Source organism: Streptomyces sp. NPDC048420 (assembly GCF_040651535.1).
In the GTDB taxonomy this organism is placed as follows: Bacteria; Actinomycetota; Actinomycetes; order Streptomycetales; family Streptomycetaceae; genus Streptomyces.
On sequence record NZ_JBEZKG010000017.1, the window covers coordinates 171,882 to 184,398 of the forward strand.

At 71.9% G+C, this 12,517-nt stretch carries 9 protein-coding genes and 2 pseudogenes; 5 read left to right on the plus strand and 6 right to left on the minus strand.

The annotated features are described in order from the left end of the window. Positions 1-101: 101 nt before the first annotated feature. Positions 102-4,067: an AAA family ATPase gene (locus AB0D34_RS30755; protein ID WP_362667238.1), complete on the minus strand. Its 3,966-nt coding sequence runs from the start codon at positions 4,065-4,067 to the stop codon at positions 102-104. 350 nt (positions 4,068-4,417) lie between these two features. Here AB0D34_RS30755 and AB0D34_RS30760 point away from each other — a divergent pair, with 350 nt between their 5' ends. Together AB0D34_RS30760 and mgtA are read left to right on the plus strand one after the other, a co-directional pair. Next, positions 4,418-4,789, plus strand: a complete 372-nt coding sequence (locus tag AB0D34_RS30760; protein WP_362667241.1) for a metalloregulator ArsR/SmtB family transcription factor — start codon at positions 4,418-4,420, stop codon at positions 4,787-4,789. A 28-nt stretch (positions 4,790-4,817) separates the two neighbouring features. Next, entirely contained in the window at positions 4,818-7,424 is a 2,607-nt protein-coding gene (gene mgtA, locus AB0D34_RS30765) for a magnesium-translocating P-type ATPase (RefSeq protein WP_362667389.1), read from the plus strand. Positions 7,425-7,477: 53 nt separating this feature from the next. Here the strand turns inward: mgtA and AB0D34_RS30770 are convergent, their stop codons facing one another. The 4 genes from AB0D34_RS30770 to AB0D34_RS30785 form a co-directional block, all read right to left on the minus strand. Then, positions 7,478-7,708 (minus strand): hypothetical protein, encoded by a 231-nt coding sequence (locus AB0D34_RS30770; protein WP_362667391.1) that lies wholly within the window; start codon positions 7,706-7,708, stop codon positions 7,478-7,480. Between the two features lie 101 nt (positions 7,709-7,809). Next, positions 7,810-8,643 carry a PIG-L family deacetylase gene (locus tag AB0D34_RS30775; protein WP_362667243.1) on the minus strand — a complete coding sequence of 278 codons (834 nt, stop codon included), beginning with the start codon at positions 8,641-8,643 and terminating at the stop codon, positions 7,810-7,812. Positions 8,644-8,990: 347 nt separating this feature from the next. Then, positions 8,991-9,374, minus strand: a complete 384-nt coding sequence (locus AB0D34_RS30780) for a hypothetical protein (protein WP_362667246.1) — start codon at positions 9,372-9,374, stop codon at positions 8,991-8,993. A gap of 354 nt (positions 9,375-9,728) precedes the next feature. Further along, positions 9,729-9,902, minus strand: coding sequence for a hypothetical protein (locus tag AB0D34_RS30785; protein ID WP_362667248.1), 174 nt, complete (start codon positions 9,900-9,902; stop codon positions 9,729-9,731). A 210-nt stretch (positions 9,903-10,112) separates the two neighbouring features. Between AB0D34_RS30785 and AB0D34_RS30790 the strand changes: the two are divergent. The 3 genes and pseudogenes from AB0D34_RS30790 to AB0D34_RS30800 form a co-directional block, all read left to right on the plus strand. Continuing rightward, positions 10,113-10,235, plus strand: a pseudogene (locus AB0D34_RS30790) (PRC-barrel domain containing protein); the annotation flags it as partial. A gap of 62 nt (positions 10,236-10,297) precedes the next feature. After that, positions 10,298-10,588: an ANTAR domain-containing protein gene (locus AB0D34_RS30795; protein ID WP_362667251.1), complete on the plus strand. Its 291-nt coding sequence runs from the start codon at positions 10,298-10,300 to the stop codon at positions 10,586-10,588. A gap of 296 nt (positions 10,589-10,884) precedes the next feature. Further along, a pseudogene (locus AB0D34_RS30800) lies at positions 10,885-11,698 on the plus strand (SigB/SigF/SigG family RNA polymerase sigma factor). A gap of 52 nt (positions 11,699-11,750) precedes the next feature. Here AB0D34_RS30800 and AB0D34_RS30805 read toward each other — a convergent pair. Beyond that, positions 11,751-12,467, minus strand: a complete 717-nt coding sequence (locus tag AB0D34_RS30805) for a GAF and ANTAR domain-containing protein (protein WP_362667253.1) — start codon at positions 12,465-12,467, stop codon at positions 11,751-11,753. Positions 12,468-12,517 lie beyond the last annotated feature (50 nt).

The following is a 12,517-nucleotide window of genomic DNA, read 5'->3' on the forward strand; positions in this document are numbered from 1 at the left end:
CAGCGGTCGGGCTATGGCCAACACTAACAAGGCCGCAGGAACAGCGGGAGCGGACGGCTCGGCTGTGGTGAGGAGTTGTGATCGGGATCACGTGATGCGCTTCAGTCGCACGGCGGATCGTACGAGAGCCGCGGCAGGTACTCCTCCCAGGCCTGGCGGGTCAGCACGTTCGCAGTCGTGGCGCAGACACGCCTGATCGCGTCGTCGACGTCCAGGTCCCACAGCCGGACGGTGTCCGCGCCGCTGGAGACCCCGAGCATGCGGCTGTCGGGGCTGAAGGAGAGGAAGCTGCCGGTCTTGGCGCTGGGGCTCATCGACTGCCCGATGGGGCCGGCCGCGGCCGGGTCGGCCACGTCCCAGAGCCGGACCGTGTTGTCGTTGCCGCCGCTGGCCAGCGTGGAACCGTCACGGCTGTACGTCAGCGACACGACCGCCTCGGTGTGCCCGGTGAGCGCGGTGCCCGTCCGCTCGGCGTGCGCGGGGTCGGCCACGTTCCACAGCCGGACCGTGTCGTCGTTGCCGCCGCTGGCCAGGGTGTGCCCGTCCGGGCTGAAGACCACCACGTTGACGGGGCCGGTGTGGCCGGTGAGCGGCTTGCCGAGCGGGGTCGGACGGGCCGGGTCCGTCACCCTCCACAGCCGGATCGTGCCGTCCGCGCTGCCACTGGCCAGGGTCCGGCCGTCCGGGCTGAAGGCAAGGCCGTCGATGTACCCCTTGTGGCCGGCGATCGGCCCGTGGGAGACCGGGTGGGCCGGGTCGGTGACGTCCCACAGCTGGAGTCTGCGGCCGTCGTAGGCGGTGGCCAGGGTGCGTCCGTCCGGGCTGAACGCCAGTGCGGCCGGACCCATGAACCGGGAGCGCAGGACGAGCGCCGGACCGTAGGGGACGGGGTGGGCCGGATCGGTGACGTTCCACAGCTGGACCCGGCCGGTGGTGAGCACCGCGAGGGTGCGGCCGTCGGGGGAGAACAGCACCTGGGAGTCGGGGTCGCGCACCACGGGTGTGAACGGCTCGCCCAGGGCCACGGGCCCGGCCGGGTCCGTCACGTTCCACATCCGGATCCGCCCGTCCCGCCCGGCCGTGGCGAGCACCTCGCCGTCCCGCCGGAACGCCCCGCTCCTGCCCACCAGGTCCCCCGCCGGGATCGACCACAGACGCACCTTGCTGTCGCCACTGCCGGTGACGAGGGTCCGGCCGTCGGGGCTGAAGCCCAGCGCGTACATCTCACCGCTGCTGCCGGCGAGGGGCTCGCCGATCTGCGAGGGGTACGCCGGGTCGGTCACGTTCCACAGGCTCGCCGTGCTGTCCGCGCTGGCGGCGGCGAGCATGGTCCCGGCGGAGTTGAAGGCCACGGACCAGATGGGTCCGGTGTGACCGGTGAGGGCCGAGCCGATCGCGCTCGGCCGCCCGGGGTCGGCCACGTCCCACAGCCGGACGGTGTCGTCGGCGCTGCCACTGGCCAGGGTCCGGCCGTCCGGGCTGAAGGCGACGGAGTGCACCAGGGCGGTGTGGCCGCTCAGCGGTGTCCCGTACGGCTTCGGACGACGCGGGTCGGTGACGTTCCACAGCAAGATCGTGTCGTCGTCACCACCGGCGGCCAGCGTGTGTCCGTCGGGGCTCCACGCCACGGACCGCACGGCGGCCCCGGCACCGGTGAGCTCGGTCGGAGGCTGTTCCCGGTCACGCATGTTCCACAGCCGTACGGTCCTGTCCTCACCGGCGGAGGCCAGCGTGCGCCCGTCCGGGCTGAAGGCGATCAGGTAGATCGTGCCGCGATGCCCGGTCAGGGGAGCGCCGAGGGGCTTCGGGTGACGCGGGTCCCGGATGTCCCACAGCCGGATCCCGCCGTCGTCCCCGGCACTGGCCAGGGTCCTGCCGTCGGGGCTGAAGACCGCGCTGCTCACCCAGCTCGTGCCGCCGGTGAGCGGTTGGCCCAGCGCCTTGGGGTGACTGCGGTCGCCGACGTCCCACAGGCGGACGGTCCGGTCGTAGCCGGCGGTGGCGAGGAGCCTGCCGTCCGGGCTGAACGAGGTGAGGTAGACGGCACCGGTATGGCCGGTGAGGGGGGTGGCCAGGGGTGCGTTGACGATGGAGATCAGCCGGGTGTTGGTGCCCTCGTCGTCGGGCCTGAGGCCGTGCGCCACCAGGTCGATCCGGGCGGACAGCGAGGGGTCCGTGGACTGGACGCGGTCGGCCTCCGCGACGACCTGCTCGAACACGGCGTCGTTGCGCTGCTGCCAGGCGACCACCGCCGAACCGACGGCCACCATCGCGAGGACGACCAGGGTGGCCACCGCGCCCCGGGCGATCAGGACGGTACGCCGGCGCAGCCGGACCGAGGCGGCCAGGAACTCCACCGCGCTGCGGGTCAGATAGGTGTCCCCGGCGGACTTCGCCCAGGTGCGTGCCTGTTCGAGTCGCGAGCCCCGGTACAGCAGCGAGGAGTCGCGGTTGGCGCCCTCCCAGGACCGGCCGTCCTCCTCGATGCGCTGGCGCAGCAGATGGTCGCCGCGGTCCTCGTCGATCCACTCGCGCAGCCGCGGCCACGCGGTGAGGAGCGCCTCGTGGGTGATCTCCACGGTCTCCGCGTCCAGGGTCACAAGCCGGGCCCGCACCAGCGCCTCCAGGGACTCCTGCGTCTTGCCGGGGTCCGCCGCCTCGGCGGCCAGCTGACGCCGGGTGCCGCGCCTGCGGGTGGCCTGGGTGTCCTCGCCGAGGCGCACCAGGCGGAGCAGCAGCAGCCGGGCCGCCGTACGCGCCGCCGGGTCCAGACCCGACCAGGCCCGCTCGGCGGTCGCCGCCACCGCGCCCTGGATACCGCCGGCCGCGCGATAGCCGGCCAGCGTCAGCCGGCCCGCCTTGCGGCGCTGCCAGGTCGCGAGCAGGGCGTGCGAGAGCAGCGGCAGCACGCCCGCGTCATGGGCCCCGCGCGGGCCGTCGGCGCTCACCTCGCGCACGATCAGCTCCGCGAGCCCCGGGTCCAGCTCCAGTCCCACGGCCCGGGCCGGACCGGTCACGGCCTCGCGCAGCTCCGCGCTGGTCAGCGGCCCGAGCACCATGTGCCGGTGCTGGAGCGCGTCGGCCAGCTCGGGGTGGCCGAGGCAGCGCTCGTAGAAGTCGGCGCGGACGCCGAGAATGACGAGGGCGGGGGCGCTCTCGTCCGGTCCGGCGGGCGTACAGGCGGCGTGCAGCAGCCGTACGAAGGTGTGCCGGGCCGTCTCGTCCGAGCAGAGCGTGAACGCCTCCTCGAATTGGTCCACGATCACCACCGGCCGGGCGGCGGCCTCGCGCTGAGCCCACGAGGCGACCGCTGCCCGCACGGCGGACGCGAACTCCGGAGGAGGATGGTCGGTTTCGTCGGTTTGGTCGGTTTCAGTGCCGGAAACCACGGTCTCCAGCTCGGGTATGCGACCCGTCAGTTCCGCGAGCGGATCGGCGCCCGGCACGAGCTGGAGGATCGTACGGCCGCCGGTCTCGCCGTCACCGTCCAGTGCGCCCCCCTCCAGCGCGGTCACCAGACCCGCGTTGAGCAGCGAGGACTTGCCCGCGCCCGAGGCGCCCACGAGCATCACCAGACCGCCGGTGCCGGAGTCGGCCGTCGAGCGCAGCAGCTTGACGAGCGCCTCCGTGCTCCGCTCCCGGCCGAAGAACCAGCGGGCGTCCTCCTGCCGGTAGGAGGCCAGACCGCGGTACGGGCAGACCCCGGCGGGGGTCTCCGGCTGGGGCCCCTCGTCCTCTTCCGGTGCCACCGCGCGCTCCCACAGCCGCTGCCACTGGCCGAGGTCGTACAGTCCGGCCGAGACGGGGGTGGGACTGATCCGCCGGGCCTCGGGAATGAGGATGTGCAGGACGGCCGCGAGCGCGGTGAACTGAGCGGGTACGTTCCGGGCCCGCCGCCAGTCGCTGATCCGCTGCGCGGACACCCGGACGGGCCGCCCCCGCTCGTCGACACGCTGGAGTCGGCCGACGCCCTCGGACACGCGCTTCAGGGGCGGGTTTCCCGCCTCCTTGTACAACAGCGCGAGACGCTCCGCGAAGGCCGTGCGTGCCCCTGAGTCGGAACTCAAGGTTCCACCCCTTACTTCCCTCGCGGTGAATCCGGACCGGAAAACTCACTTTATATGGCTGACCTGCGGTAACGCACTTCCTCCAGCACCGGAACCTCCTCTGTCGGCCCCTCGGCTGGCAGGATCACGACCCTGCGGCGCAGTCATCGGACGACGCCCTGACAGCCCACCGGCCCGGCGCCCCACGCTCCCACCAGCGCGCCGTACCCCGGTCGCATTCCGCCCACGGCCACCCGCTTCCTCCGGTACCGGTCCCCACGAGGGGAGGGACCGGTACCGGACGAAGCGGGACGATCACCGTCCCGCCCCTACACTGGGCCGGACATACGCGGCGGAGGACGGAGAGGGCTGTGGCGAAGGTCGTCGGCGCTTTGCAGGACCCGTCGGCGGAGGTGCTCGCCGAGGCGGCCGCCGCGTTCGGACTGCTCGCCTCCTCCGCCCGGCTGCACATCATGTGGGCGCTGTCCCAGGGCGAGAGCGATGTCACCCACCTCGCCGACCGGGTCGGCGGGGCGCTGCCCGCGGTCAGCCAGCACCTGGCGAAACTGAAGCTCGCCGGGCTGGTCCGGGCCCGCCGCGAGGGTCGCAGGCAGGTCTACTACGTCGACGACCCCGACATCGTGACGGTGGTCCGGGTCATGGTCGGCCAACTGACGGCCCGCGAGAGCTCCGCCTTCTCCACCTCCACACCGACGGCCCGACTGCGCGAGGCCGGTGTCTGAGGAACCGGAGGCGGGCACCCCAGAGACCATCCCGGCCACCCTTTCCGCCCCCGACCCCTCCGCTTCCGCCCCCAACCGCTCCGCCGGCACCCCCACCCCGACCCTCCTAGAGGTCTTCCGCCGGCTCGACAGCGGCCCGCGCGGGCTGACCGAGGCGCAGGCCGAGGAGCGGCTGGAGCGGTTCGGGGAGAACGTCGTCCCGGACGACCGCGACCCCTCCTGGCCGCGGCTGTTCGCCCGCAGCCTGCGTGATCCGTTCACCGCGGTGCTGCTCTGTCTGGGCCTGGTGTCGGCGGCGGTCCTCGCCTGGGGCACCGCCTCGGTGATCCTCCTCCTGGTCGTCGTGAGCTGCCTCCTGCGCGCCTCCGGCGAACACCGCGCCGACCGCTCCACGGCAGGACTGCGCCGCCTGGTGGCCACCACGGTCACGGTCCAGCGCCGGACCCACGAGGACGAGGCACCCGCCACCCGGGAGATCCCCGTCGAGGAACTCGTCCCCGGCGACGTCGTACGACTGGGCCCGGGCGACCTGGTCCCCGCGGACGTACGGCTGCTGCGCTCGACCGGCCTGACGGTCCACCAGGGCGCGCTCACCGGGGAGTCGGCGCCGGTGGAGAAGTCCGTGTCCGACGACAGGGACGCCGGCACGGGTGTCCTCCAGAACCCCCGGCTCTGCTTCCTGGGCAGCAGCGTCGCCTCCGGCAGCGCCACCGCCGTGGTCACCGGGACCGGCGGCCACACCCGTGTCGCCGCAGCTCACCGCCGTACCGGCAAACCCCCGGCGACCACCTTCGAACGCTCCGTCCAGGGCGTCTCCTGGATCCTGATCCGCTTCGCCCTGCTGACCCCGCCCCTGGTGCTCATGGCCAACGCCGCCCTGCGCGGCCGTGGCCTGGAGACCCTCCCCTTCGCCGTCGCGGTGGCGGTCGGTCTGACCCCGGAGATGCTGCCGGTCCTCGTCACCGCCTGCCTGGCCCGCGGCGCCGCCCTCCTCGCCCGCACCCACGGCGTCATCGTCAGAAGGCTCCCCGCCCTGCACGACCTCGGCGCCATGGACGTCCTGTGCGTGGACAAGACCGGCACCCTCACCCAGGACCGCCCGGTCGTCCACCGCGCACTGGACGCCGAGGGCCACGACGACCCCGAGGTACTGCGCCTCGCGGCGGCGGCCGCCTGGTGGTCGCTGCAACTCGCCGAGCTCCCGGCCCCCGACGCCCTGGACGAGGCACTGCTCGCCGCGGCGGACGAGGACGCCTTGACGTCGTACGACGGCATCACGGCCCTCCCCTTCGACCCGGCCCGCCGCCTGGCCACCGTCGCGGTCCGCACCCCCGGCCGGCTCGGCACGCACACCCTGATCACCAAGGGCGCCGTGGACGCCGTACTACGACGCTGCGTCCTGCCCGACGACGAACGCTCCCGCGTCCGCGACCTGGCCGACGCGCAGGCGGCGGACGGTCTGCGGGTACTGGCCCTCGCCACGGCCGAACGCCCCGCCGGGAGCCGTGGGGCGGAGCGCGATCTCAGGTTCCGCGGCCTGGTCACCCTCCGGGACGACCTCGCCCCCACCGCCGCGGACGCACTGGCCGCACTCGCCGCCGGGGGAGTCACCGTCAAGGTCCTCACCGGCGACCACCCCGGCACCGCGGTCCGCGCCTGCCGCGAGCTGGGCCTGGTGCCGGAGCCCGCCGGCGTGGTCACCGCGGACCGCCTCGACACCCTCACCGGCCCCGAGCTCACCGAACTGGCCCGCCGTACGACCGTCTTCGCCCACTGCACCCCCGAGCACAAGACCCGCATCACCCGGGCCCTCCAGACCGGCGGCCACACCGTCGGCTTCCTCGGCGACGGCGTCAACGACCTGCCCGCCCTGCGCACCGCCGACGTCGGCATCGCCCCGCGCGACGCGGCCGGCGTGACCCGCGCGAACGCCGACGTCGTCCTCGCCGGGAAGGACCTCACCGCGATCGGCCACGCGGTCGCCGCGGGCCGTCACGCGGGCGGCAACATCGCCACGTATCTGCGCATCACGCTCTCCTCCAACCTCGGCAACGTGATCGCGATGCTCTCCGCGGGCCTCCTCCTGCCCTTCCTGCCGATGCTCCCGGCCCAGGTCCTGGTGCAGAACCTGTGCTTCGACGCGGCCCAACTGGCCTTCGCGTACGACCGTCCCCACCCGTCGGCCCTGCGCCGGCCGCGCGTCCTGGACCCCCGGGAGCTCCTCCGCTTCCTCGTCGGATTCGGCGCGCTGAACGCCGTGGCCGACCTGGCGACGTTCGGCGTCCTGGCGTTCGCGCTACGGGGTCCCGGGGACGACGAGGCGCTGTTCCACTCGGGCTGGTTCACGGAGAACCTGCTGACGCAGGCGCTGGTGATGATCCTGCTGTCGGTCGGCCCCGCCGGACGCGGCGGGCGGCCGGGCCCGGTGACGTGGTCCGCCGCCGGCCTCACCGCGACCGCCCTGCTCCTGCCCGCGACCCCGCCGGGCGCGGCCCTGGGCCTGACCGCCCTGCCCGCCGTGTACTACGCACTGCTGGCTGCCGTACTGGCCCTGTACGCGGTGGCCCTGACGGCGGCGAGGAAACGCTACGAGCGCCGGGGCGGGGCGGGGACAGTTGCGCAACCTGAGAACTGACGGGGCAGGGGGTCAGGGGATCAGGGGGTTGAGTGGGTAGGGGGGTGACGGGGTCAGGGGCAGGCGATGTCGAACCCGTACCGAAGTGGTTCCTCCGTCACCCCGTGATCGAGCCGATAGACATAGACCCCCTCGACCCGCACGCCCGCCGCCGCCCCGTCCGCCTGGCAGGGATACGTGACCTGCACCACCCGAGGCCGGTCGGTGACCTTGACCCGCATCCCGTCGGCCGGCCCACCATCGAGAACGGCGACTTCCCACCCGGTCACGTCCGCCGTCTCCACTGTCTGCGCTGCTTCCACTGCTTCCACCGCTTCCACGCGGACAGTTTAAAGCTTGCGCAATCTTGTGACCGGCGTCTCGACGCATTGGCCGGGCGGGCCGATCAGCGCAGCCCGGCGAAGAGATCCTTCTCGGGTACGGCCGCGCCGGTGGCGTCCTGGACACGTACGAAGGTCTCCACACCCATCAGCTCGCCGAACCTCTCCTTGCCCATCTTGAGAAAGAAGATGTTCTCGCCCTGACTGGCGTGCGCGGCCAGCGCGTCGAACTTCTGCCCGCTGAACGCGGTGGTGTCCACCCACGTGGTGATCTCGTCGTCGGGGAGGCCGATCTCGGCCAGCGCGGCGGCCTCGGCAGGATCCGGCTCCGGCATGTCCTCACCGAACTCGCGCATGATCTCGCCGAACCGCCCCATCATCGAGCGGGGCATCGTGGTCCAGTACACCTTCGGTGTCAGCGCGGTCATCTCCAGCGCCGCCATCGTGATGCGGTGGGCCTGGATGTGGTCGGGGTGGCCGTAGAAGCCGTTCTCGTCATAGGTGACGACCACATCGGGTCGGTAGTGCCGCATGAGTTCGGCGAGCCGGGCCGCGCCCTCCTGCACGGGGGTCTGCCAGAAGGATCCGGGGGCGTCGTTGCTCGGCCAGCCCATCATCCCGGAGTCGGCGTAGTCCAGCATCTCCAGATCGCTGATCTTCAGCACCTCACAGCTCGCCTCGAGCTCCTGCCGACGCATCAGCGCGACCGCCGCCGGATCGTGCCCGGGATCGCCCGGCTTGACACCCCCCGGCCCGTCACCGCAACCGCCGTCGGTACAGGTCACGAGCACCGTGCGAATGCCTTCCGCCGCATACCGCGCGAGGACCCCTCCGGTTCCGGTGGCCTCGTCGTCGGGGTGGGCGTGCACTGCCATGAGGGTCAGGGGCCGGTCAGTCATGAAGAAGTCCTCCTGCGGAAATAGGTCGTGATCCGAGGGTGCGGTGGGCGTATCGCGCTCCGGTCGGCACCGGTCCCTCGCTCGATGCAACCGCACCGACCGGACCGACTGTTCCCGACGCGGCGGCCCGGCCTCCAGGACGGGACCGCCGACTGTATGTCCGACCGCGTTGCCGGCCAGCGCCGAGGTGTGCCGTACCGGCCGGGGTGACACGTCTGGGGGACGAGGCAGCGGCTCAACTTCAGCGTCTGGACCGCGATCGGACTGCTGTCGTACAGGCCCCGCCGGGTGACCGGCAGGCTGTCGTACGGGCTGCTGCAGGCCGCGTGGGCTCCCCGCACGGCTCGTCAGGGCGCGGGGATTCCGTACTCCGCACGGTCGGCGGCGATCAGCTCGTCGAGTAGGGCCGCAGTCGCGGCGGCGATGGTGTGGAGGGTGCTGTCGGGTGGCATCTGCTGATGCTCGAAGGCTCGTCGGGTGGTCTGGGCGAGAAGCTCCGCACGCTGGTCGGGGCTGAATGCCGGGTTCTCGGCGCGGAGGAAGCCCTCGAAGGTGGCCTGGTATGCGTGAGCGAGTTCGTCGAGAGACATGTCGTCGCGCAACAGGCCGTGCCCGGTGAGCAGTTCGAAGTAGCGGTGCGTCATGGTGGCGTGCCGGTCGTCGCGGGCGGTGTCTGTTGAACCGGCGAGTCTGCCGAGGAGATCCGGGTCGTTCCGGAGGAGACCGCGCATCAGGGGGATGCGGCCCTGCGACCGGCCATTTCGCCTGGGCCGCGGGTTCGTCATCGTGGGGCTGCCGCTCGGAGCATCGGCAATCGTGCCGCCGCACGCGACACGGCGGGCAGCAGACCGGTGCCTGCCCGGGGCGCATCGGGGTGCGCTTTTCCTCGGCGTGGCGGAGGGAGAGGGCGGCGATCCGGTCCTCGAACGGCTCTCCGCCGGGCAAGCCGCGGCCTCTTGCCAGGCGCGCCAGCAGTGCGTCTGCCGCCGGTGACGGCCTGCCGCGGTGATGCGACGAACTGCTCCTGGATGACAACCCTTTATGTCATGTAACGCTCGCGGAACGCGGGCGACAGCGGCTGTTCGTCAGGGAGCCGTGCTGCTTGAGGCGCTCGCCGAGTTCCGGAACGGCCCCTCGGCGGCGGCTTCGACCGGCTCGGGCGGCGGCGCCGGCAGGATGTGGTCCTCCCACCAGGACAGGGCCATCACGGTGGCGAGCAGGACGAAGGGAGTTGAAGCGGGAAGGATCAGCGCGTACATGTGTACCGCCTGGTGTGGGATGCGTGCGACACGGCGGGCAGCAGATCGGTGCCTGCCCAGGGCACATCGGGGTGCGACCGGGATCGCGTGACGAGGGGCGCGTACGGGAACGGCCTCGCTCGCGACGTGGCAGGTTCCGGCACCGATGCGCAGGGTGCGCCCTCTGGGAAGCGTGCCGGCGGTGCGACGCTGCCGGGGGCAGGGGCGGCACAGGCCCCTTCGATCGGCACCGACGATGTGCTGCCTGCCGAGTCGGAGGAAGCGGTTTTCAAGCACTACGGACTGCCCTACAAGCCTGGTGCGGCCGGCGAACGGCAACTGGCGCGCCGCTGACGACCTGTGGACGGGATGACTGCCCTGTGAGGTACGGACCATTAACCAGGTGACCCCGCCTCGTGAGGAACAGCGGCGTTGAACTGCGCACCAGGAAGGCGCAGTTGGGCCGGGTGCTGGCGAGCCGTGCGGCGATCGACCAGGCACGCGGCATGGTGATGGCCTTGGCCCCGTGTTCCAGCGACAGGGCCTGGGACTTGCTGGTGGACGTGTCGTCGCAGCACTGCAACACCAAGCTCCGGGACGTGGCCGCCGCCCTGGTCGCCACGATGACGGACGAGGCGCTCCCGGAACCGATACAGCGGGAGCTGCGCCGAGCACTGAGGCGCCTCCACGAGGCGGACCCGAGATGACGGCGCACGCGGCCGGCGGACTGCACCGGGAGCGGAGAACTCAACTCTCCGTTGCCTTCGCCCAGTACGGCCGTAGGACGCCTGTGTTGTGTAGCCCGCCCCGTGGATCTCGAACACCGGTCGTGCGGTTCCTCGTCCGTTCCTGACGCCCTGCTTGAAGCGGGCTGCCCGGGAACTCGTCCGATGTGCTTCAGACCGGAGGCACGCCCGTGGGAGCAGCTGTCGCCGCTCCCCAGTGCGCTGCGGTCCGACGGCTCCCACGGTGAGCGACGCCACCGATGAGGAGTCGCGTGCCCATGCCGTACGCACGCACCCAGAGGCCACGAGGCGCACACCCCTATGACGACGCCCCGGACACCGATGCCGCGTTCCGCCGTATCGCAGCCCTGCCGGACGGCCATGAGAGGACCGCGCTGCGGCAGGAGGTGGTGTGCGCCTGGGCGCCGATGGCCGTACGGCTCGCCCAGCGCTTCCGTCATCGAGGCGAGTCCTTCGAAGACCTCGAGCAGGTCGCCCAACTCGGTCTGATCAAGGCGGTGACTCGTTTCGACCCGAGCCTTGGCAACGCCTTCCCGAGCTTTGCCGTACCGACGATCCTGGGCGAAGTGAAACGGCACTTCCGTGACCACCTCTGGGGTGTGCACGTACCGCGACGCGTACAGGAGTTGAGTATCCAGGTCCGCTCCGCCGGCCGTGAGTGCGCTTCGCTCTACGGCCGCGAACCCTCCGTCCACGACATCGCCGTGCACACCGGCCTCACCGAGGCGGAGGTGCGGCTGGGCCAGGAGGTGCTGCGGAGCTTCACCTCCCTGTCCTTGGACGCCGTAGTCGGCCGCTCCGAGCGCAGTCACCCCCTGACCCCACACGCTCGGTGGCACGGAGCCAGGCTTCGACATGCTCGTCAACCGTGAAGCGCTCCGCCCGCTGCTGAGGGCCCTGCCAGAACGCGAACGGCAGATCCTCTACATGCGGTTCTTCTGCGAGATGACGCAGGACCGCATCGCCCTGCAGCTCGGTCTCTCGCAGATGCACGTCTCCCGGCTGATCATCCGCACCTGTGCGCTCCTGCGCGACCAGGTGATGGCCCACGATCGCAGGAGGGCAGTGTGACGACGCTCGGGGGCACGGGCGGCGCCGGAGCGGGCCCCGGCAAGGGCGTGGGTCAGGACCCCAGACCGGCGAGGGGTTCCGAGCCGTCGATGAGGGCGCGGGCCACATCGGCCAGGCGTCGGTTGTGGGAGCGGGCGTAACCGCGCAGCGCGGTGAACGCCTGCTCCATGTCGATGCCCTGGCGTTCGGCGAGTTTCCCCTTGGCCTGTTCGATCAGTACCCGGCTGTTCAGCGCCGTCTGGAGTTGTTCGTTGAGCACCGTGCTGCGCTGAGCGGTGCGTTGTTGCAGCAGGCTGATGGTGGCGACGTCGGCCAGGGCCTGGGCGACGGGTGCGGCGGCCGGGTCGAAAGGTCCGGGTGCGGTGCGGAAGAGGTTCAGGGCGCCGACGACCTCGTCCCGCAGACGCATCGGCAGGGCCTGGACCGCCCCGAACCCGCTGCGCTGGGCCGCCACCGCGAAGCGCGGCCAGCGGGCGGTCACCGTACCGAGGTCGGAGACGATCACCGGTACGCCGGTGCGGAAGCACTCGAGACAGGGGCCCTCGTCGTTCTGCAGCTGGAAGAGCTCCAGCAGGCGCACCTGTTCGTCGGAGGCGGCCATGACGCGGAGTTTGCCGTCCCGGTCGGCGAGCAGTACCCCGGCGGCGCTTACGTCGAGCATGCCGACGCAGCGGTCGGTCAGCAGGCGCAGGAAATCGATGAGGTCGAAGTCGGCGACCAGGTTGTCGGCCAGCTCGACGAAGGTCGTGGCCAGAAGCTGTTGATCCATCGTGGGCACCCTCGATTGAGACTAGTCCCTGCCCGAGGGGACGGGAAGTA

Coding starts and splice junctions, on each gene's coding strand:
- AB0D34_RS30775 (WP_362667243.1), bottom strand. CDS start 8,643: ATGACTGACCGGCCCCTGACCCTCATGGCAGTGCACGCCCACCCCGAC.
- AB0D34_RS30780 (WP_362667246.1), bottom strand. CDS start 9,374: ATGCGCGGTCTCCTCCGGAACGACCCGGATCTCCTCGGCAGACTCGCC.
- AB0D34_RS30785 (WP_362667248.1), bottom strand. CDS start 9,902: ATGTACGCGCTGATCCTTCCCGCTTCAACTCCCTTCGTCCTGCTCGCC.
- AB0D34_RS30805 (WP_362667253.1), bottom strand. CDS start 12,467: ATGGATCAACAGCTTCTGGCCACGACCTTCGTCGAGCTGGCCGACAAC.